Raw genomic sequence first — 21,373 nt, 5'->3', positions numbered from 1 at the left:
TGGTTATCCGGTAACCCCTTGAAAAAGGACATTCGCGTGCTGACAGTCTTTAGCAACAACCACCGCTTGCACCACGGCTCGGAACTCAAGGACGGCGCCATCACGCCCTCGTTCGAAAACCCCCGGCGCGCCGACACCGTGCTGGCCCGGGTGCACAGCACCGGCCTGGGCGATGTGATTGCCGAGCAATCCTTCGACCGCGCCTGCTATGTGGCGGCGCACAGCGAGCGCTACGTCACCTTCCTGGAAACCGCCTGGTCGGAATGGGCCGCCACCGGCAAGCGCCACGATGCCCTGCCGCTGGTATGGCCGGTGCGTGACCTGGCCATCGACCGCGAACCCGGCTTCATCGACGGCAAGCTGGGTTTCTATGCCATGGACGCGGGTGCGCCGATCACGGCCGGCACCTGGGAGGCCGTGCGCAGCAGCGCCAACGTTGCCCTCACCGGCATGCAGCGCATCATCGACGGCGCCAACAGTGCCTTCGCCCTGTGCCGTCCACCGGGGCACCATGCGGCTCGCGAATACATGGGTGGCTATTGCTACCTGAACAACGCCGCCATCGCTGCAGAGCGCTGCCTCAGCCAGGGCGCCAGGCGTGTGGCGGTGCTGGACGTGGACTTCCACCATGGCAACGGCACACAGAACATCTTCTACGACCGCCCTGACGTGTTCTTCGCCTCCCTGCATGGCGACCCGCATGTGTCCTACCCGTACTTCTCCGGCTACGCCCATGAGCAGGGCGCAGGTGCGGGCGAGGGATTCAACGCCAACTACCCGATGGGTAAAGGCACGCGTTGGGCGCAGTACCAGCCAGCCCTGCAGGACGCGCTCAAGCGCATCGTCGCGCACAAGCCCGAATTCCTGGTGGTGTCGCTTGGTGTGGACACGTTCGAGGATGACCCGATCAGCCACTTCAAGCTCACCAGCGAAGACTTCCTGCGCATGGGCGCCGAGATCGCCAGTGCCGGCATCCCGACCCTGTTCGTGATGGAAGGCGGCTACATGGTCGACGAAATCGGCATCAATGCGGTGAACACCCTGCAAGGGTTCGAAAGCGCGCGCTGACCGACACAACACCCCGTGGCCAGGCCCCGTGCAGGCCTGGCACGGCGTAGCACAACCTGCAGACCAACAATAACAAGAGGTCGCCATGCAAGACATGCCCGCAAGCCTTGAGCAAAGCAAACCGGTAACGCCCGACCGTGACGGGCACCTGCAACGCACACTGGAAAACCGCCACATCCAGCTGATTTCCATCGGCGGCGCCATCGGCACGGGCCTGTTCATGGGCTCGGGCAAGGTGATTGCGCTGTCCGGTACCTCTATCCTGCTGGTGTACGCCATTCTCGGGTTCTTCGTGTTCCTCGTCATGCGCGCCATGGGCGAACTGCTGTTGTCCGACCTGCGCTTCAAGTCGTTTGCCGATATCGTCGCCCATTACCTGGGCCCGCGCGCCGGCTTCGTGCTGAGCTGGTCGTACTGGCTGAGCTGGAGTGTGGCGGTGGTGGGGGACGTGGTCGTGGTGGCCGGGTTCTTCCAGTACTGGTACCCGGACACGCCAGCCTGGGTGCCGGCGTTCTTCACCTTGTTCGTGCTGCTGGGGCTGAACATGCTGGCGGTCCGTATATTTGGTGAGGTGGAGTTCTGGTTCGGCATCATCAAGATCGTCGCCATCGTGCTACTCATCATCACGGCGGCGGTGATGATCGCCACGTCCTATACCTCGCCCAATGGCGTGGTGGCCTCGCTGTCCAACGTGGTCGCGCCGGGCGCCGTGTTGCCCCATGGCATCAGCGGTTTCTTCGCCGGGTTCCAGATTGCCGTGTTCTCGTTTGCCGGTACCGAGCTGATCGGCACCACCGCGGCAGAAGCGAAAAACCCGCAGCGCTCGCTGCCCAAGGCGATCAACACCATCCCGCTGCGCATCCTGCTGTTCTACATCCTGGCGCTGGTGTGCATCATCAGCGTGGTGTCGTGGGCAGAAGTGCCGGCCAACCGCAGCCCCTTTGTCGAACTGTTCCTGCTGGCGGGCTTCCCGGCGGCGGCAGGCATGATCAACTTCGTGGTGCTGACGTCGGCAGCGTCCTCGGCAAACAGTGGGGTCTATTCGGGGTGCCGGATGCTGTTCGGCCTGGCCGAGCGGCGTAACGCGCCGGCCGTGTTCGCCAGGCTTTCGGCACTCAGTGTGCCGGTATACAGCCTGGTGTTTTCCGGGGTGTGCATGGTGATCGGGCTGAGCCTGCTGTTCATCATTCCCGAGGTGATGACGGTGTTTACACTGATCTCGACGGTGTCGGCGATTCTGGTGATTTTCACCTGGTCGATGATCCTTGCGGCGTACCTTGCCTACCGCAAGCGCAACCCGGCCGCGCACCAGGCTTCGCAGTTCAAGCTGCCGGGCGGGGTGCCGATGGCGGTCACCAGCATGGTTTTTCTCGCCTTTGTGTTGGTGCTGTTGGCGTTGCAACCGGATACCCGGTTGGCGCTGTGCGTGATGCCGTTGTGGTTCGTGTTCCTGTTGGTGGCTTACCACCGTCGCACTCAACCACATATCTGAGCCGATCACATACCCTGTGGGAGCGGGCGAGCCCGCGAACACCGGCGTAGCCGGTGCCATGTACCGAGTCGCCTGCTTCGCGGGCATGCCCGCTCCCACAGGACCTGTGTCAGGCGAACAACTGCATATACCTCCCGGTATATGGACAGCCCATCACCTTGCCGCATAGCTTAACCCCTCGACGGGGCGCACCTTGCACACGCCATAACAACAACGATGCCCCGTGACCTTTCAGTCCTGCCAACCCGACAACTCTAAAAATGAGGCGGCAAATGGAAAGCATCGGCACCTATGTCATCTACGTCATCATGGTGTGCGCGGTATTGGGTGCGGTGGCATCCATTTATAATCCCGAGGGCGAGCTGGGCCAGGAGTTCATCGCCGGCCTGCACAGCATCGGCCCCATCTTCATCCCGGTAGCGGGCATCATGGCGGCGATCCCTTACATTTCGGCGGGCATCAGCCATGTGATCGCGCCGCTGTTCCTGGCCATCGGTGCCGACCCCGGCATTGCCGGCCCCATCTTCATCGCCTCGGACATGGGCGGCTACCAGCTGGCCAAGGCCTTGGCGCAAAGCCCCGAAGGCTGGATCCTGGGCCTGATTACCGGCTTTCAGTGCGGCGCCACGATCATCTTCGTCATCCCGGTGGGGCTGGCCATGTTGCGCAAGGTCGACCACAAGTATATGGCCCTGGGGATCATGGCCGGGCTGCTGACCATCCCGCTGAGCATCATGATCATCGCCATGGCCATGCAGGCCCTGGGCCTGAGCGTGCGCCCCGACATCGCCACCACTGGCGCCGCCACCCAGGCGCTGCACTTCACCTGGGCGATGCTGCTGCGCAACCTGATGCCGCTGATCCTGTTCTGTATCGCCCTGGCGGCGGCATTGCGCTATTTCCCGACGCTGATGGTGTACCTGTTCCTCAAGCTCGGCCAGTTCATGTACATCGCCGTGGTGCTGGTGCTGGTGGCGTCCATCGTGCAGTACTTCACCGGCCTGTTCAGCCACCTGTTCGGCAGTTGGGGGTTCGCGCCAATCATTGCCGACGCCGACGACCAGTTCCGTGCCCTGGAAATAGCCGGCTACATCGGCCTGATGCTGTGCGGTGCGTTCCCCATGGTGCACCTGCTCAAGCGCTTCCTGGCGCGGCCGATCGAGCGGGTGGCCTCGCGCTTTGGCATGTCCGGTGTCGGTGCGGCCGGGGTGCTGGCGGCCTCGGCCAATATCCTGGCCATGTTCCGGCTGGTCAGCGAAATGCCGCCCAAGGACAAGGTGCTGGTGATCGCCTTTTCGGTGTGCGCCGCCTTTACCTTTGGCGACCACATGGCCTTCTCGGCCAACTTCCAACCCTCGCTGATACTGCCGCTGATGATCGGCAAGCTCAGTGGTGGCCTGATCGCCATGCTGCTGGCCAGTTGGCTGGCGGTGCCCAAGGCGCAGGAGATGGGGCGCCAGGATGATGCCGCCGGTGCGTTCAAGGTAGCGGCCGAACCGTCCTGAGCCAAAAACGTCATGCACATGATCCGGAGCGTCCAGGGCGCCCCGGATTTTGTGCTTTTTGCCAATCAAGCCGGTAAGGTCGCACAGGCCTTCCGTGCACGAGAGCGTGGTGAACAATGACAAAAGATGAGGCGAAGGGGCTGGCGGCGGTAATCGAGGCGATCGGCAGTGAGCAACTGGGGCCGGCGCTGGATGTCTGGCTGCGGGGCACGCTGGCGTTCGACATGAGTTGCGCTTACCTGTTCCAGTTCAACCAGCCTGCGCTGCTGGTGCATAACGGCTACAACCATTCGGTAACCGAGCGCACCCTGAATGCCTACGTGCGAGGCGGTTACCTGCTCGATCCTTTCTACGTTGCCTGCGTCAACGAGCATCCGGCCGGGGTGTGGCGCATGAGCGAGCTGGCGCCTGACTGCTTCTTCTCTTCGGGCTTTGCCATCTCCAAGGATATCCACCCTTGTGTGTCGTCCGACTACGGCACGGCGGTAGAAGAGGTGGGCTTCATCATGCCGTTGCGGCCCCAGGTGGCGATGGTCTATTCGCTGATGCGCAACCACGGCAGTGGCGATTTCAGTGCTGTTGAAATGGAGCTGCTGGCGGGCATGGCGCCACTGCTGGCGTCGGTGTTCGGTCAGCATTGCCGGTTGCGTTATGCCGATTGCCTGCGCGCTACGCCGGAGGGGGCGGTGTTGGAGGATGCCTTTGTCGAGATCCTGCAAGGGCAGTTGACCGAGACCCAGCGCCTGATCGCCAAGTTGCTGTTGCAGGGGCACAGCAATGCGTCGATTGCGCGGCAGCTGAGTATTTCCGATGGGACGGTGAAGGTGCACAAGCACAACATCTACCAGCGTCTGGAAATTTCCACCAACGCCGAGTTGTTCCGCCTGTTCATCGACTACCTGGCCAAGGCCTGATAAAGAAAGGGGCCGCAAAGCAGCCCCAGGATGTGAAATCAGCAGGTTATTTGAACAGCGGGCTCAGGTGCTCGCTGAGATAGATGCCCTGCGGGTCAAGCTGCCGGCGCAAATTACGGAAGTCCTCAGCCCGCGGGTAGATGGCACTCACATCCTCACCGGTCAGGAAGTGCAGCTTGCCCCAGTGCGGCCTGGCGCCATACGAACGCAGAATCTGATCCACCGCCCGCAGGTAGTCCCAGTAATCGGTACCCGGTTGGCCAGACACCGAAATGGTCACGCTGTCCTGCTCGAAGAACGGGCTCATCCATGCGCCGTCACCGGCCGTGAAACGGTACTCGATGGGGTAGATGGCCTCGGGGAAGTCCTCCAGCATCAGCTTGCGCACTGCCCGCAGCGCTTCCTTGCTGTGTCGCAGCGGCACGGCGTATTCCAGTTCGTGGAAGTTGGGCAGGTACTCGATCGGGTACACATCCGAGCTGTACGCCACTTTCTCGAATTCGCTCTCCCAGGCCGGGCGGTCGGTAATGTCCATGACCTTGACTTCGCACACGTCGGTAGTGCGCCCGGTGGTGGAGGTGGCGGCAGTATCGGGCAGGCAATAGCAGTGGCGGCTTTGTTCGTAGGGGCACCAGAAGAAGCTGAAGTGGCGGTGCGTGCGCGCCAGTTCGTCGTGCTTTTCCATCACGCTTTCGAAGTCTTCCCGCCAGATGCGCTCGTGCAGGTTGAAGCTGTCGGTCACTTGCAAGGTCAGTTCGGAAACGATGCCCAGCACACCCAGCGACACCCGGCCGGCCTGCAACAGGTCGGGGGTGCTTTCGTCCACCACCAGGATTTCGCCATTGGGCTGCACCAGCTTCATACCGACAATCGACGAAGCGAGGTTGCCCAAGGTAAGGCCGGTGCCGTGGGTGCCAGTGGTCAGGGCGCCGGCAATCGACTGGCTGTCGATGTCGCCCTGGTTGACCATCGACAAGCCCGCTGCACGCAGTGCCTTGCCAAAGGCATTGATGGTGGTGCCGGCGGCAGCGGTGACGCGCTTTTTCTCAGGGTCGATGTGGCGCACGCCACTCATGTTGGCCAGGCTCAGGTGCAGGCCATTGGTCAGCGCCACCGGGGTAAAGGAATGTCCGGAACCGGCCACACGCACATTCATGCCATTGCTGCTGGCCTGGTTCACCATCGAACACAGTTCGTCTTCACTGGCTGGCGCCCCGCGTGCTGCACGGATGCAGGACTGATTGCCGGCCCAGTTGCGCCAATGCGCGTGTTCCAGGCCAAATTCGTTGATGTGCATGTTGTTGGAAGAGGTGGTCACGTTGGTCTCTCCTGCTTGTTGTTCTTCTGCTCAGATGGCCGTGTAGCCGTTGTCGGCAAACAGGTGTGCGCCGTTGACGAAACTGGCGTCGTCACTGGCCAGGAACAAGGCTGCGCTGGCCACTTCCGAAGGCTCGCACAAGCGCCCCTGGGCGGCTGCAATGGCTTCTTCGCTCACATCCACGCCATGCCGGCGCAGCATGTCGATCTCGCGCAGGCCGTGGGCGGTGGCGATAAAGCCTGGGCAAATGGCGTTGGCGCGGATGCCCCGGTCACGGAACTCCACGGCGATGGCCCGGGCGAACATGTGCGTGGCGCCCTTGCTGGTGCAATACAGCACCTCCATGGGTGTGCCCACCACAGCCGAGATGGATGAGGTGCAGACGATGCTGCCGCCACCGGCGGCCAGCATGCCCGGCAGGACGGCGCGGGTGACCAGGAACATGCTTTTCACGTTCACTGCCATCACCCGGTCCCACTCTTCTTCGCTGGTGTCCAGAAAGGGCAGGGCGGCGAGGATGCCGGCGTGGTTCATCAGCACGGTAATGTGCCCGAAGGCTTGCTCTACAGCCGCCACTGCCGCCTTCACTTGCTGTGCGTCCGACACATCGGCCGCCGCGAAAATAACGTCGTGGCCTGCATCGCGCAGTGCCCGGGCTACCTCGGCGCCCTTGCTGCCTGGCAGGTCGACAATGCCCACCCGAGCCCCTTCAGCTGCAAACAGCTGCGATGCAGCCAGCCCGCAGCCCCCCGCGCCGCCAGTAATCAGCGCTACCTTGCCGTTGAGACGTCCCGCCATGTTCGACTCCCGTTGTTTGTTATTGATCTGTTCTTGCAGCCCGGGCGTTTCGCGATTCGCGTGGCGGAGCATGAAACAGAACAACGGGAACATCCATATACCGATGGGTATACGGGCGGCGGGCTAGTGGTTTTGCCGTTCGATCAACGTCAGGCACCGCTGCACGACCGGGCTCACATCACCCTTGCGGCGGCTGAGGATGATCGGGCTGACCGCGCCGCTATCCAGCAAACCGACATACTCGATATCGGTACGGTGCTGCTGTTGCACCGACGCCGGCACCAGGGTCACCCCCACGCCCACCGCCACCAGGCCGATGGCGGTTTGCAGTTCGTTGGCCCACTGGCTGACGCGGATGCTCATGCCGTGCTGGGCGAACAGCGCCAGTACGTGGTCGGCATAACTGGGTCGGGGGTTGGCCGGATAGAGGATGAAGGCCTCGCTCGCCAGCTGGGCAAGGCTAAGCGGGCTGCCCGCCAGCGGGTGGCCCTTGGGCAGCACGGCCACCAGCGGGTCCTCGCGCAATACCTGTTGCGCAATGGCCGCGTCATCGATGCGAATACGCCCGAAGGCGATGTCGATGCGCCCGCTCTTCAACGCTTCCACCTGCTGCAGCGTGGTCATCTCGCTCAGGCCCAGTTCCAGCTCGCTGTCCTGGCGCAGCTCGCGGATCAGCTCCGGCAGCACGTTGTACAGGGTCGAGGGGGCAAAGCCGATGCCCAGCCACTGGCGCTGGCCCTGGCCAATGCGCCGGGTGTTGTCGCTGATATTCTGCAATTGCTGCAACACGGTGCAGGTCTGCTCATAGAAGAAGCGACCCGCCTCGGTCAGCCGCAGCGGGCGTTCGCGCACCACCAGCAGGGTACCGAGCTGGTCCTCCAGCTGGCTGATCTGCCGGCTCAGTGGTGGCTGGGCAATGTGCAGCAGCTCGGCGGCACGGGTGAAATTGAGGGTTTCGGCCAGGACTTTGAAGTAACGCAGGTGGCGCAGCTCCACAAGACCTCCAGGGTATGGTGGGAGATTCATTTGATATTGGACGGTCATCAGGGTCTCGCGCAATCCTTGAACACGCAAGTAAATGCACCATTCGGGATTGCCACTGGCAGCCCGACCTGACGGGACCTGGCTACAATGACAAGCGCGCTGATTGAACGCATAGAAGCAATTATCGTCGACCTGCCGACCATTCGCCCGCACAAGCTGGCAATGCACACCATGCAGCAACAGACCCTGGTGGTATTGCGCGTGCGCTGCAGCGATGGCGTGGAAGGTATCGGCGAGGCCACCACCATCGGTGGCCTGGCCTATGGCTACGAAAGCCCCGAGGGCATCAAGGCCAACATCGATGCGCACCTGGCGCCTGCGCTGATCGGCCTGGCGGCGGACAACATCAACGCCGCCATGCTCAAGCTGGACAAGCTGGCCAAGGGCAATACCTTTGCCAAGTCGGGTATCGAAAGCGCCTTGCTCGACGCCCAGGGCAAGCGCCTGGGCCTGCCGGTCAGCGAACTGCTGGGCGGCCGTGTGCGTGACAGCCTGGAAGTGGCCTGGACCCTGGCCAGTGGCGACACCGCCCGCGACATCGCCGAAGCCCAGCACATGCTGGAAATTCGCCGTCACCGGGTGTTCAAGCTGAAGATCGGCGCCAACCCGGTGGAGCAGGACCTCAAGCACGTGGTGGCCATCAAGCGTGAGCTGGGCGACAGCGCCAGCGTGCGCGTCGACGTCAACCAGTACTGGGACGAATCCCAGGCCATTCGCGCTTGCCAGGTACTGGGCGACAACGGCATCGACCTGATCGAACAACCGATTTCACGCATCAACCGGGGTGGCCAGGTGCGCCTGAACCAGCGCAGCCCGGCACCGATCATGGCCGATGAATCGATTGAAAGCGTCGAGGATGCCTTCAGCCTGGCCGCCGATGGCGCGGCCAGCATCTTCGCGCTGAAGATCGCCAAGAACGGTGGCCCGCGTGCCGTGCTGCGTACTGCGCAAATCGCCGAGGCCGCCGGTATCGCCCTGTATGGCGGCACCATGCTCGAAGGTTCGATCGGCACGTTGGCGTCGGCCCACGCCTTCCTCACCCTGCGCCAACTCACCTGGGGCACCGAGCTGTTCGGCCCGCTGCTGCTGACCGAAGAAATCGTCAACGAGCCGCCGCAGTACCGCGACTTCCAGCTGCACATTCCCCGTACCCCAGGCCTGGGCCTGACCCTGGACGAACAGCGCCTGGCGCGTTTCGCCCGTCGCTGATCAGCAAACAAGGAGATAATCATGCTGTTCCACGTGAAGATGACCGTGAAACTGCCCGTCGACATGGACCCGGCCAAGGCCGCCCGGCTCAAGGCCGACGAAAAGGAACTGGCCCAGCGCCTGCAGCGCGAAGGTACCTGGCGCCACCTGTGGCGCATTGCCGGGCACTATGCCAACTACAGCGTGTTCGATGTGCCCAGCGTCGAGGCGCTGCACGATACCCTGATGCAACTGCCGCTGTTCCCGTACATGGACATCGAGGTGAACGGCCTGTGCCGGCACCCTTCGTCGATCCACAGCGACGACCGCTGATTCGCACCTGACTACCCGACAAGAACAATACGAGGTAAGCACGATGACCGTGAAAATTTCCCACACTGCCGATGTTCAAGCCTTCTTCAACAAGGTGGCTGGCCTGGACCATGCCGAGGGCAACCCACGCTTCAAGCAGATCATCCTGCGTGTCCTGCAGGACACCGCGCGCCTGGTCGAAGACCTGGAAATCACCGAAGACGAATTCTGGCACGCCATTGACTACCTCAACCGCCTGGGCGGCCGTAACGAGGCGGGCCTGCTGGCCGCAGGCCTGGGTATCGAGCACTTCCTCGACCTGCTGCAAGACGCCAAGGACGCCGAAGCCGGCCTGGGTGGCGGCACACCGCGCACCATCGAAGGCCCGCTGTACGTGGCCGGTGCCCCGCTGGCGCAAGGCGAAGCGCGCATGGACGACGGCACCGACCCGGGTGTGGTGATGTTCCTTCAGGGCCAGGTGTTCGATGCCGATGGCAAGCCGCTGGCCGGTGCCACCGTCGACCTCTGGCACGCCAACACCCAGGGCACTTATTCGTACTTCGATTCGACCCAGTCCGAATACAACCTGCGCCGCCGCATCATCACCGATGCCGAGGGCCGCTACCGTGCGCGCTCCATCGTGCCGTCGGGGTACGGCTGCGACCCGCAGGGCCCGACCCAGGAATGCCTGGACCTGCTTGGCCGCCACGGCCAGCGCCCGGCGCACGTGCACTTCTTCATCTCGGCACCTGGGTACCGTCACCTGACCACGCAGATCAACTTCGAGGGCGACAAGTACCTGTGGGATGACTTCGCCTACGCCACCCGTGACGGGCTGATTGGCGAGCTGCGCTTTGTCGATGATGCCGCTGCCGCGCGTGATCGCGGTGTTCAGGGTGAGCGCTTTGCCGAACTGGCGTTCGACTTCCACCTGCAGGCGGCTGCAGCGCCGGAGGCCGAAGCGCGCAGCCATCGGCCGCGTGCATTGCAGGAAGGCTGAGTTCTAGCCTGGGTTCACAGTGTTTTGGCCTGGGCCTTTCCGTGCGGGGAGGGCCTGGGCTTTTTGCTGTCGGCCGCTTGTCATCTAGAATCGGCCTTTTACCCCGAGCCCGCACCATGCTCCCGATCGCACTGATACCGACTACCGCCGACCAGGCCCCGCTGATCCGTAACCTCTACCAGTTCTATTCTTACGAGTCCTCCGACTGGGAGCAGGAAGACGTCGAAGTGGATGGCCGCTTCTACATCCACGACGAGCACCTGCAGCGCTACTGGCAGGACGACGGTTGGGGCGCCTACCTGGTGCTGGCGGACGGCTTCATCGCCGGTTTCGTACTGGTGGAACGCAGCGAGTTGCCGGGCATCGATGCCCTCGAACTGGCCGACCTGTTCATCCTGAAAAAGTACCGTCGTCAGGGTATCGGCCAGGCGGTGGCGCTGCAGTTGCTGAGCGGCGAGGGCGACTGGTTGCTGCGCTGCTACGCACAGGATCCGCCCGCGGTGGCGTTCTGCAACGCAGTGCTGGCGAACCTGTCGCGCCCGGCACAGGCGATTGCCTTGGACGATGAGCCTGACTTGCTGAATTTCCTGGTGAGTGGCGCCCGCCATTGAGGCTTTATCTGGCTTCGTTCGTCCTTGAAGGGGAATAGCGAGATTTTTGTGAGCCACTTCACAAAATCGTCATGAGCGGCATAATGCCATCAACGCATTCCAAGACCCGGCCACAGCGTGCCGGGATCCCTTCTCATGCCCCTCGAGGGTTCAGGTAAAGTTCATGTCGCTAGCTGCAAACCCCGACATCATGTACCGGCTGTTGATCCAGAGCGTGGTGGACTACGCCATCTACCTGCTCACCCCCGAGGGTATTGTCGCCAACTGGAACCCCGGTGCCCAACGTGCCAAGGGCTACCATGCCGATGAAATTGTCGGCCAGCATTACTCGTTGTTTTACAGCGATGCCGAGCGTGCAGCCGGGCTGCCGGCGCTGAACCTGGAGCAAGCGCGCAGCACCGGGCGCTTTGAAGAAGTGGGTTCGCGCCTGCGTAAGGACGGCACCGCCTTTCACGCCCATGTGGTCATCGAAGCGGTGCACGACGATGCCGGGCAACTGGTGGGGTTCGCCAAGGTCACCCGTGACATTTCCGAGCGCCATCGCCAGGAGCAGGAGTTGTTGCAGGCCAAGGAACTGGCCGAGCAGTACAGCCAGGAAATGACCAAGCTGTCTCAGTTCCTGGATTCGGTGATTGCCAACATTCCTGCCAGCGTCATCGTCCAGGACCTGGAAAGCCAGCGCATCCTGTTGGCCAACCAGCAGGCCGAGCGCCTGTTCGGCGGGCCGGGGCGCAGCATGATCGGGCAGTTGCCTGGCGAGTGCCTGAGCCCGGCGGCGTCTGATTACCTTGAGCAGCAACTGACCCGTGGTGCCCGTACTACCAAAGGCCATGCCGCCGAAACCCGGGTCGACACCGCCCGCGGCCCGCGCACCTTGCGCAGCCGTACCTTGCTCAGCCAGAACCGCGAGGGCCAGGCCGACTACGTGCTGTTCGTGGCCGAAGACGCCACTGAAGAGCTGGCCGCCCATGCGCAGATCCACCACATGGCACACCATGACGCGCTCACCGGGCTGCCCAACCGCACCCTGTTCCACGAGCGCCTGCGCCAGGCGCTTGTACGCGGAGACGAAAGCGCCAAATTGACCGCCGCCCTGTGCCTGGATCTGGACAACTTCAAGAACATCAACGACTCGCTGGGCCATGCCTTTGGCGACAAGCTGCTGCGCGAGCTGGGCAAACGCCTGCGCCGCGAGTTGCGCGAGCACGACACCCTGGCCCGTCTGGGGGGGGACGAGTTTGCCGTGGTGCTGACCGGCCTGGATGGCCGGGATGCCGCGTGCAACACCGCGCAGCGGTTGATCAACGCCATCTGCCCGCCGTTCCAGATCGAGGGGCACCAGTTCACTGTGGGGGTGAGCATCGGCATTGCCATCGCCCCCGATGACCACGACCAGGCCGAGCAGCTGCTCGGTTATGCCGACATGGCGCTGTACGAGGCCAAGCGCAATGGCCGCAACCGCTACGAGTGTTTCGACGTAGAGCTGGACGTCGCGGCCCGCCAGCGCCGCCTGGTGGAAACCGACCTGCGTACCGCACTGCATCTGGGCCAGTTGCAGCTGCACTATCAGCCGGTGGTCGACCAGCAGACCAGCAGCGTTACCGGTTACGAGGCGTTGCTGCGCTGGGAGCACCCGACCCGTGGCATGGTCATGCCCATGGACTTCATCCCCATTGCCGAAGAAACCGGGCTGATCCACGAACTGGGCACGCGTGCACTGAACCTGGCTTGCCAGGAAGCGGCCAGTTGGGACAGCGAGCAGACCGTGTCGGTCAACCTGTCGGCGGTGCAGTTCAAAAATGGCAACCTTGTCCATATCGTCGCCCTGGCGCTGGCCGACTCCGGCCTGCCGCCGCAGCGGCTGGAGCTGGAAATTACCGAGTCGGTACTGCTGGGCAACAGTGAGGAAAACGTGCGCACCTTGCGTGCGTTGAAAGACCTGGGTGTGTCCATTTCGCTGGACGACTTCGGGACCGGCTACTCATCGTTGGGTTACCTGCGGTCGTTCCCGTTCGACCGAATCAAGATCGACAAGTCGTTCGTGCACGACATGTGCGACAGCCGCGAAGCAATGTCGATCATTCGCGCCATTACCGACCTGTCCAACAGCCTGATGATCAAGACCACGGCCGAGGGGGTGGAGTCGGAAGAGCAGATGCGTCGGTTGGCGGCGGAAGGGTGTTCGCACTTTCAGGGTTACCTGTACGGGCGACCGGCGCCGGCGAGCGAGCGGTTGAAGCAGGTCATTACGCCAGGCTGACGGCTTACGCGGTCGTACTCAAAATCTAAAAGCTTTTGCAGTCCTTGTGGGAGCGGGCGTGCCCGCGAACACCGGCGCAGCCGGTGCCAGCCACCGAGTTGATTTCTTCGCGGGCGCGCCCGCTCCCACAAGGCCCGTGTCGCGCTTATGAACTTCAGCTATTCCAATCCGGCGCAAACGGCGGGCTTACCACCCGCTGATCCTTCGGCAACCCGGCAATCGCCGCACGGTCTTCGTCATCCAGTTGCACGTCCAGCGCTGCCAGGTTGGCCAGTTGGTTTTCGCGGCTGCTGGCCTTGGGAATCGCTGCCACGCCATCCTGGTCCAGCAGCCACTTCAGCGCCACCTGGCTGGGCAGCACGCCGTGCTTGTGGGCAATCGCCTGGATCACCGGCTGCGCCGCCGCCTGGCCACGGGCCAGCGGGGTGTAGGCGGTGAGCAGCAGGTCATGGCGGCGCGCGTAATCAAGCAGCGGTTGCTGGCCAAGTAGCACATGGTATTCCACTTGGATCGCCGACAACGGTGCGCCCAGGGTTTCCACCACCTGGCGCAGTAGCCCAAGCGGGAAGTTGGCCACGCCGATATGCCGCGCCTTGCCTTCGTCACGCAGCGCTACCAACGTTTCGATGCTGCGGGCCAGGTCCCAGTCCTGGCCGGGCCAGTGAATGTGGAACAGGTCGACGTGCTCGGTGCCCAGCGCGCGCAGGCTGTCTTCCAGTGACTGACGCATGGCCTTGGGTTCCAGGCGGTCCCACCACACCTTGGTGGTCAGGTGGATCTGCTCGCGTGGCACGTCGCTGTCGCGCAGGGCGTGGCCGACAGCCGCTTCGTTGTCGTAAGCGGTGGCGGTATCGATGTGCCGGTAACCCACGTCCAGCGCCTGGCGCACGGCCTGGGTGCACTCGGTGCCAGTCATCGGCCAGGTGCCCAGGCCAATTGCGGGCAGGGCCAGGCCGTTACGGGTGGTGAGCCTTTGCATGTAAATTCCTTGTAGGGTGTGCAGGGGGCAGCGTCGATGGTCGACGATCAGCACGGCACGGACCATGCGCTCGGAGCACAAAGTGGTCGATCAGCGAACAGAAAATGCAGTGGGCCTGGACAAGCGGCAATTGAACTTCCTTATGCTGCGTCATCTCTTCTAGAATCCGAACTGTTGCACCCGCCAGGCCATGCCTGTGCGGCCTTCCCTGGGCGCTGCCTGCTGGCGCGCCGTCATCGAGAGAGCCATGAGTTCCAGCACACCGCTGTCCGGCGTCAACCAACCTCTGCGTGGCATCGCCCTCGTTGTGGTGGCGACGTTTCTGTTTGCCAGCCACGATGCCCTGTCCAAATTCCTCGGCGGCCTGTACCCGATCATCATGGTGGTGTGGGCACGCTATTTAGTGCATACGCTGCTGATGGCCGGCATCTTTCTGCCCAAGTCGGGTATGAACGTGCTACGCACCCGTCGGCCGCTGTTGCAGACACTACGTGCCCTGAGCCTGCTCAGCACCAGCCTGTTGTTCACTACGGGCCTGCAATACCTGCCGCTGGCCGAGGCCACGGCAGTCAACTTCCTTGCCCCGGTGCTGGTCACCGCGTTGTCGGCACCGCTGCTGAAAGAGCGGGTGACGGTGGGGCAGTGGGTGGCGGTGGTGTTGGGCTTTATCGGCGTGCTGGTGGTGGTACACCCGGGGGGAGCAATGTTCACCCCGGCCATTCTGTACCCGTTCGGTTCGGCGCTGGGGTTCTGTTTCTACCAACTGCTGACGCGCATCCTGGCGGCGCACGACAGCCCGACCACCAGCAACTTCTATGCGGGGCTGTGCAACACCTTGGCGTTGAGTGCGCTGGTGCCATTCTTCTGGGAAATGCCGCGTTGGGACCATGCGTTGCTGATGCTGGCGCTGGGGGGCTTTGGCATGACGGCGCACCTGCTGCTGACCCAGGCCTTCCGCCATGCGGCGCCAGCGTTGCTGGCACCGTTCAGCTACTGCCAAATCGTGTTTGCCGGGTTGCTCGGGTTCGTGATTTACAGCCAGGTGCCGGACACCTTGAGCCTGGTGGGTATTTCGGTGATTTGCCTCAGTGGGCTGGGGGCGGCGTGGATGCAGCGGCGTAAGTAAGAACCTGTACCGGCCCTATCGCCGGCAAGCCAGCTCCCACAGGTACTACACAGGCCTCGAAACCTGCGCAGTACTTGTGGGAGCTGGCTTGCCGGCGATGGGGCCCTTAAACGCGACCCTTCAATAACGCCAGCAACGAATCATCAAAGTCCCGCAGGGCATCTGTTTGCACCGCCCGCTCATCCTCGGCCACCCGCGCCACATCGCCCAGGCGCTTGCTCGCACGCCCTTCGGCACGGCCGATATAGGTCAGCTGATCATCGAAAAAACGCGCTAGCACGCGGCTCTCGATACCTGCACTGGCCAAACGGCTCTCAGTATCCAGCAGCACGATCACATCCGGGTGGTCGCCTAGCAGTGTGTCCAGATCGTCATAGAACGTCACTTCGGAGAACTGCTGTGCCAGTGAACGCGCCAGCCAGTCATAGGCCTGGCTTTCGCTGTTCAGGGTCGCCACCGGGACACGCTGGCCTGCTGCGGGTATGGCGCCCTGGGTACGGTGGCTGCTGAGGTAGGCAAGGGTCGCCTCGGCATCCCGTCCCAGCAATACTGCCACTCGCTGGCCGGGGGCCAGGGCAACGTTGGAGATGGCCGTGGCCGAATAGAAGTGCCCGTAGGGCTGTGCGGTGTCCGTAGTGGCCGGGCTGGCACAACCGACGAGGGCGGCCAGCAAGGCGAGCAGGGCAGCGATCATGCCGGATTTCATGGGGTGGTCCCTCAACGATTCAGTGAATGCCGCCATCTTCCGCCCGGGCTGGTCGCAACGGAACTTGATGGCATTCATGTTGGCTATCGATGAGGTCGATGTGTCACTGTGTGGCCATGAACTGCAGGATGCGCTCGCGCAGCCAGCGCTCGGCGGGGTCGTTGTCCTGGGCGCCGCTCCACACCATCGACAGCTCTGCCTCGGTGATATCGAATGGCGCCGGGTCGGCGCGCAAGCTGCCGTCGTCGGCCAGGGCGCAGGCGGCGTAGTCCGGCACCGTGGCGATCATCTCGGTATTGCGTAGCAGGGCACGCAGGCTGCCGAACTGCGGCACCGCCAGCACCACCTTGCGGCAACGGCCGATGCGCGCCAGGTCCAGGTCGATATTGCCGCTCATGTCGCCGGAGAACGACACCATCACATGCGGGCGGGCGCAGTATTCGTCGAGGGTCAGCGGGCCGGGGCGGTCGTCGGCGCGCAGCACCCGTACGCCGATGTTACGCAGCTTGCGGCGCTTGGCGGTGGCCGGCAGGTCGGTGGTGTAGCTCACACCGACCGAAATTTCACCGCTGGCCAGCAAGCCGGGCATCAGCAGGAAGTTGGCACGCCGTACCACCACGCTGATGTCCGGGGCCTCTTCGCGCAAGGCCTGCAGCAGGGCCGGGAACAGGCCGAATTCGGCATCGTCCGACAGGCCCAGGCGGAACACGTTGCAACTGCTGGCCGGGTCGAACTCGCGGGCGCGGCTGATGGCGGCGGAAATCACGTCCATGGCCGGGCCCAGCTCCCTGAAGATCTGCATGGCCCTTGGCGTGGGCTCCATGGCCCGGCCGCTGCGGATCAGCAGCGGGTCGTCGAACAGCTCGCGCAGGCGGGCGAGGGCGGCGCTGACGGTGGACTGGGTGATGAACAGCTTTTCACCCACGCGGGTCAGGTTGCGTTCGATCATCAGGGCTTCGAACAGCACCAGCAGGTTCATGTCGACGCGGCGCAGGTCGTTGCGGTTCATTGGGCTCGGGTTCCGGGGGTAGAGGGCTTGGCGGTGTATTGAAGCATGGGGGCGGCCTGCTTGCCTTGTATGGATGTGCCGGCCAACGCCTGACAGAGCCAGCCTATCACCCCCTAACAGCCACTCTATTAGAAGTCTGCCCAAGCTCGGCTAGTCTTTCCCCTGGCCCCGCGAATTCCGCGAGGGGGCGGTGTGTCAGCACCTGCGTGCAAGACCGCACCGGCCCGCCGTGACAGCTTCGCAAGCCCCGTGTAGACCTGATGAGGGGTAGCACGAGCCCACACGCTCGGCTGAAAGAACACCTGGCATAGACCGGAAATCTGGATAACCGACCCAAAGGTACCCGCAGATGTCGAACGAATCGAAATGCCCGTTCCATCAAACCGCAGGTGGCGGCACCACCAACCGTGACTGGTGGCCTGACCAGCTCAACCTGAGAATTCTTCACCAACATTCGTCCAAGTCCAGCCCTGACCCGGACTTCGATTACGCCAAGGCGTTCAAGAGCCTGGACTTCCAGGCCCTGAAAAAAGACCTGACCGCCTTGATGACCGACTCGCAGGACTGGTGGCCCGCCGACTTCGGCCACTACGGCCCGCTGTTCATCCGCATGGCCTGGCACAGCGCCGGTACCTACCGCATTGGCGATGGCCGGGGTGGTGCGGGCTCTGGTCAGCAGCGTTTCGCCCCGCTCAACAGCTGGCCGGACAACGTCAGCCTGGACAAGGCCCGGCGCCTGCTGTGGCCGATCAAGCAAAAGTATGGCAACAAGATTTCCTGGGCCGACCTGATCGTGCTTACCGGCAACGTCGCTCTCGAATCCATGGGCTTCAAGACGTTCGGCTTCTCGGGCGGGCGCGCCGATGTGTGGGAGCCCGATGAAGACGTGTACTGGGGTTCGGAAAAGGTCTGGTTGGGGGGCGATACCCGCTACGGCAAGGACCAGGTCAAGGCCCAGCCGCCAGGCCAGGGCGACCTGGTGGCCGAGCCGGCCAAACATGGCGAAGAGCAGAACCGCGACCTGTCGGCCGAGCGCAACCTGGAAAACCCGCTGGCCGCCGTGCAGATGGGCCTGATCTACGTGAACCCGGAAGGGCCGGAAGGTAACCCCGACCCGGTGGCTTCGGGCAAGGACATCCGCGAGACCTTCGGCCGCATGGCCATGAACGACGAAGAAACCGTGGCGCTGATTGCAGGTGGCCACGCCTTCGGCAAGACCCACGGTGCCGGCCCCGCCGACAACGTCGGCCCCGAGCCGGAAGCCGCAGGCCTTGAACTGCAGGGCCTGGGCTGGGCGAACACGTTCGGCAGCGGCAAGGGCGGTGATGCCATCACCAGTGGGCTGGAGGTGATCTGGACGTCGACCCCGACGAAGTGGAGCAACGAGTACCTCAACAACCTGTTCAACTTCGAATGGGAGCTGACCAAAAGCCCCGCGGGCGCTCATCAGTGGCGGCCAAAAGAAGGCAAGGGCGCAGGCACCGTACCGGATGCGCACGACCCGGGGAAAAAGCATTCACCGTCCATGCTGACCTCCGACCTGGCGCTGCGCTTCGACCCGATCTACGAACCGATCGCCCGCCGCTTCAAGGACAACCCCGAGCAGTTGGCGGATGCTTTCGCCCGCGCCTGGTACAAGCTGATCCACCGCGACATGGGCCCGCTGGCGCGTTACCTGGGCCCGGAAATGCCCAATGAAGAGCTGCTGTGGCAGGACCCGTTGCCCAAAGCTGAGGCATCCACTGTCAGTGAGCAAGACATCGCGGCCCTCAAGGCCAAGGTTTTAGCGTCGGGCTTGAGCGTGGGCGAGCTGGTTTCCACCGCCTGGGCATCGGCCTCGACCTTCCGTGGCTCCGACAAGCGCGGTGGTGCCAATGGCGCCCGCTTGCGCCTGGCGCCGCAGAAGGGCTGGGCTGCAAACCAGGGTGTAGACAAGGTGCTGGCGGCGCTGGAGAAGATTCAGGCCGACTTCAACAATGGCGGTAAAAAGGTCTCGATGGCCGACCTGATCGTGCTGGCAGGTACCGCCGCCGTTGAAAAGGCCGCCAAGGATGCCGGCTACAGTGGCAGCGTTGGGTTCCGCCCGGGCCGTGTCGATGCGTCCCAGGCGCAGACCGATGTCGAATCGTTTGCCGTGCTGGAACCGTTGGCCGATGGTTTCCGCAACTTCACCAAGGCTCGCTACAGCGTCAAGGCCGAGAAGCTGTTGCTGGACAAGGCCCAGTTGCTGACCCTGACCGCACCGGAGCTGACCGTGCTGATCGGTGGCCTGCGCGTGCTGGGCGCCAACCATGGCGGCAGCAAGCAGGGCGTGTTCACCGACAAGCCCGGCACCTTGAGCAATGACTTCTTCCGCAACCTGCTGGACATGGGCGTGGAATGGAAGGCGACTTCGGCAGACAACGAAAGCTTCGAAGGCCGCGATCGCAAGACGGGGCAGGTGAAGTGGACCGGTAGCCGGGTTGACCTGGTGTTTGGTTCGCATGCCCAGTTACGGGCGTTGAGTGAGGTGTATGGCAGCAGTGATGGGGGGGACAAGTTCGTCCGGGACTTTGTGGCCGCGTGGCAGAAGGTCATGGAGCTGGACCGCTTTGACCTGAAGTAGCAGTGTTTCCGGGGGCGCATCGCGCCCCCTTTGCAGTGGCCATCCCGCCAATTCCAGGTCGGATAGATACAAAAGCGTCCTCGTCGGTTCTGTTGCAATGCTTCTCAGGCGGCAAGCCTGAACAGCGTGCTCACAACGACAAGGAACCCCGACCATGCAAATGCCCAAGACCCTGAAAATCCGCAATGGCGACAAGGTGCAGCCAACCTTCTCGGCCCAGGAATATGCGGCCCGCCATGCCCGGCTGCGGGCCTACATGGACGAGCAGGACATCGAAGCGGCGATCTTCACGTCGTACCACAACGTCAACTACTACAGCGATTTTCTCTACTGCTCGTTCGGCCGCCCCTATGCACTGGTGATCACCCAGGACAAGGTGGTCTCGATCAGTGCCAATATCGACGGCGGGCAACCCTGGCGGCGCACGGTGGGCACTGACAACATCGTCTACACCGACTGGCAGCGCGACAACTTCTTCGTCGCCATCCAGCAGGCCCTGCCGCTGGCCTCGCGCATCGGCGTGGAACATGACCACCTCAACCTGCAGAACCACGGCAAGCTCGCCGCTTGCTACCCCAAGGCCGAGTTGGTAGACATCGGTGCACCCTGCATGCGCATGCGCATGATCAAATCGGCCGAGGAGCAGGCGCTGATTCGCCATGGCGCGCAGGTGGCCGATATCGGCGGTGCGGCGGTGGTAGAGGCGCTGCGCGATCAAGTGCCTGAATATGAAGTGGCATTGCATGCCACCCAGGCGATGGTACGGGAAATTGCCAGGCGCTTCCCCGATGCCGAGCTGATGGACACCTGGACCTGGTTCCAGTCCGGGCTCAACACCGACGGTGCGCACAACCCGGTAACCAGCCGCCGCGTGGGCAAGGGTGAAATCCTCAGCCTCAACTGCTTCCCGATGATCGCTGGCTACTACACCGCGCTGGAGCGCACACTGTTCCTCGACCACTGCCCGGACGAGCACCTGCGCCTGTGGCAGGCCAACGTCGAGGTACACGAGGCCGGCTTGAAGCTGGTACGTCCGGGCATGCGCTGCAGCGATATCGCCCGTGAACTGAACGAGATTTTCCTGCGCCACGACCTGCTGCAATACCGCACCTTCGGTTATGGCCACTCGTTCGGCACCTTGAGCCACTATTACGGCCGCGAAGCCGGGCTGGAGCTGCGCGAAGACATCGACACGGTGCTGGAGCCGGGCATGGTGGTGTCGATCGAACCGATGATCATGCTGCCTGAAGGGCGACCGGGGGCAGGTGGGTATCGCGAGCATGACATCCTGATCGTCAACGACAGCGGCGCCGAGAACATCACCAAGTTCCCGTATGGGCCGGAGCACAACATCATTCGCAAGTAAGCACCGGTGGTGCCTCGTCGTGGCTTCAGCCGCGACGAGGCCAGCCCAGACAACAAAAAAATCACTGTATGA

18 protein-coding genes are annotated in these 21,373 nt (G+C 63.2%); 12 read left to right on the top strand and 6 right to left on the bottom strand.

All coding sequences use genetic code 11. The features are described 5' to 3' along the window. Positions 1–36 precede the first annotated feature (36 nt). The 4 genes from N436_RS12225 (at position 37) to N436_RS12210 (ending at position 4,979) form a co-directional block, all read left to right on the top strand. The gene (locus tag N436_RS12225) at positions 37–1,068 is read left to right on the top strand and encodes a histone deacetylase family protein (protein ID WP_105948542.1); all 1,032 of its coding nucleotides are present in this window, start codon (positions 37–39) and stop codon (positions 1,066–1,068) included. 85 nt (positions 1,069–1,153) lie between these two features. Next, positions 1,154–2,560 (top strand): amino acid permease, encoded by a 1,407-nt coding sequence (locus N436_RS12220; protein ID WP_105948543.1) that lies wholly within the window; start codon positions 1,154–1,156, stop codon positions 2,558–2,560. A 272-nt stretch (positions 2,561–2,832) separates the two neighbouring features. Continuing rightward, positions 2,833–4,065 carry an ethanolamine utilization protein EutH gene (gene eutH, locus N436_RS12215; protein ID WP_060497114.1) on the top strand — a complete coding sequence of 411 codons (1,233 nt, stop codon included), beginning with the start codon at positions 2,833–2,835 and terminating at the stop codon, positions 4,063–4,065. A gap of 116 nt (positions 4,066–4,181) precedes the next feature. Further along, entirely contained in the window at positions 4,182–4,979 is a 798-nt protein-coding gene (locus N436_RS12210; RefSeq protein WP_110741138.1) for a helix-turn-helix transcriptional regulator, read from the top strand. A 46-nt stretch (positions 4,980–5,025) separates the two neighbouring features. On the opposite strand, the gene N436_RS12205 is transcribed toward N436_RS12210, so the two are convergent. The 3 genes from N436_RS12205 to catR form a co-directional block, all read right to left on the bottom strand. Then, positions 5,026–6,297 (bottom strand): D-arabinono-1,4-lactone oxidase, encoded by a 1,272-nt coding sequence (locus N436_RS12205; RefSeq protein WP_104834566.1) that lies wholly within the window; start codon positions 6,295–6,297, stop codon positions 5,026–5,028. Positions 6,298–6,327: 30 nt separating this feature from the next. Beyond that, entirely contained in the window at positions 6,328–7,095 is a 768-nt protein-coding gene (locus N436_RS12200) for an SDR family NAD(P)-dependent oxidoreductase (protein WP_105948586.1), read from the bottom strand. A gap of 123 nt (positions 7,096–7,218) precedes the next feature. Continuing rightward, complete coding sequence (gene catR / locus N436_RS12195) at positions 7,219–8,091, bottom strand: HTH-type transcriptional regulator CatR (RefSeq protein WP_060497111.1); 873 nt, start codon at positions 8,089–8,091, stop codon at positions 7,219–7,221. A 135-nt stretch (positions 8,092–8,226) separates the two neighbouring features. Between catR and N436_RS12190 the strand changes: the two genes are divergently transcribed. The 5 genes from N436_RS12190 (at position 8,227) to N436_RS12170 (ending at position 13,510) form a co-directional block, all read left to right on the top strand. After that, entirely contained in the window at positions 8,227–9,348 is a 1,122-nt protein-coding gene (locus N436_RS12190) for a muconate cycloisomerase family protein (RefSeq protein WP_060497110.1), read from the top strand. A gap of 21 nt (positions 9,349–9,369) precedes the next feature. Then, the gene (gene catC, locus N436_RS12185; protein ID WP_060497109.1) at positions 9,370–9,660 is read left to right on the top strand and encodes a muconolactone Delta-isomerase; all 291 of its coding nucleotides are present in this window, start codon (positions 9,370–9,372) and stop codon (positions 9,658–9,660) included. Positions 9,661–9,703: 43 nt separating this feature from the next. Then, positions 9,704–10,639, top strand: coding sequence for a catechol 1,2-dioxygenase (gene catA / locus N436_RS12180; protein ID WP_110741137.1), 936 nt, complete (start codon positions 9,704–9,706; stop codon positions 10,637–10,639). A 116-nt stretch (positions 10,640–10,755) separates the two neighbouring features. Then, on the top strand, positions 10,756–11,250 hold the full coding sequence (locus N436_RS12175; RefSeq protein WP_110741136.1) for a GNAT family N-acetyltransferase: 495 nt from the start codon (positions 10,756–10,758) through the stop codon (positions 11,248–11,250). Between the two features lie 163 nt (positions 11,251–11,413). Beyond that, a complete protein-coding gene (locus N436_RS12170; protein WP_110741135.1) occupies positions 11,414–13,510 on the top strand; it encodes a bifunctional diguanylate cyclase/phosphodiesterase in 2,097 nt (698 codons plus the stop codon). Between the two features lie 154 nt (positions 13,511–13,664). Here the strand turns inward: N436_RS12170 and N436_RS12160 are convergent, their stop codons facing one another. Continuing rightward, positions 13,665–14,489, bottom strand: coding sequence for an aldo/keto reductase (locus N436_RS12160; RefSeq protein WP_110741134.1), 825 nt, complete (start codon positions 14,487–14,489; stop codon positions 13,665–13,667). A 247-nt stretch (positions 14,490–14,736) separates the two neighbouring features. Here N436_RS12160 and N436_RS12155 point away from each other — a divergent pair, with 247 nt between their 5' ends. Next, positions 14,737–15,615 (top strand): DMT family transporter, encoded by an 879-nt coding sequence (locus tag N436_RS12155; RefSeq protein WP_060497105.1) that lies wholly within the window; start codon positions 14,737–14,739, stop codon positions 15,613–15,615. Between the two features lie 106 nt (positions 15,616–15,721). Here the strand turns inward: N436_RS12155 and N436_RS12150 are convergent, their stop codons facing one another. Together N436_RS12150 and N436_RS12145 are read right to left on the bottom strand one after the other, a co-directional pair. Then, entirely contained in the window at positions 15,722–16,321 is a 600-nt protein-coding gene (locus N436_RS12150; RefSeq protein WP_110741187.1) for a hypothetical protein, read from the bottom strand. 103 nt (positions 16,322–16,424) lie between these two features. After that, entirely contained in the window at positions 16,425–17,330 is a 906-nt protein-coding gene (locus N436_RS12145; RefSeq protein WP_105948551.1) for a LysR family transcriptional regulator, read from the bottom strand. A 349-nt stretch (positions 17,331–17,679) separates the two neighbouring features. Between N436_RS12145 and katG the strand changes: the two genes are divergently transcribed. Further along, the gene (gene katG, locus N436_RS12140; RefSeq protein WP_110741133.1) at positions 17,680–19,935 is read left to right on the top strand and encodes a catalase/peroxidase HPI; all 2,256 of its coding nucleotides are present in this window, start codon (positions 17,680–17,682) and stop codon (positions 19,933–19,935) included. A gap of 154 nt (positions 19,936–20,089) precedes the next feature. Next, positions 20,090–21,301: a M24 family metallopeptidase gene (locus N436_RS12135; RefSeq protein WP_105948552.1), complete on the top strand. Its 1,212-nt coding sequence runs from the start codon at positions 20,090–20,092 to the stop codon at positions 21,299–21,301. The last annotated feature ends 72 nt before the right edge of the window (positions 21,302–21,373 follow it).

Origin of the sequence: Pseudomonas sp. RV120224-01b (assembly GCF_003208145.1) — a bacterium.
Lineage (GTDB): Bacteria > Pseudomonadota > Gammaproteobacteria > Pseudomonadales > Pseudomonadaceae > Aquipseudomonas > Aquipseudomonas monteilii.
Note: the sequence above shows the minus strand (reverse complement) of the source record. Positions and strands in the feature narration are given on the sequence as shown.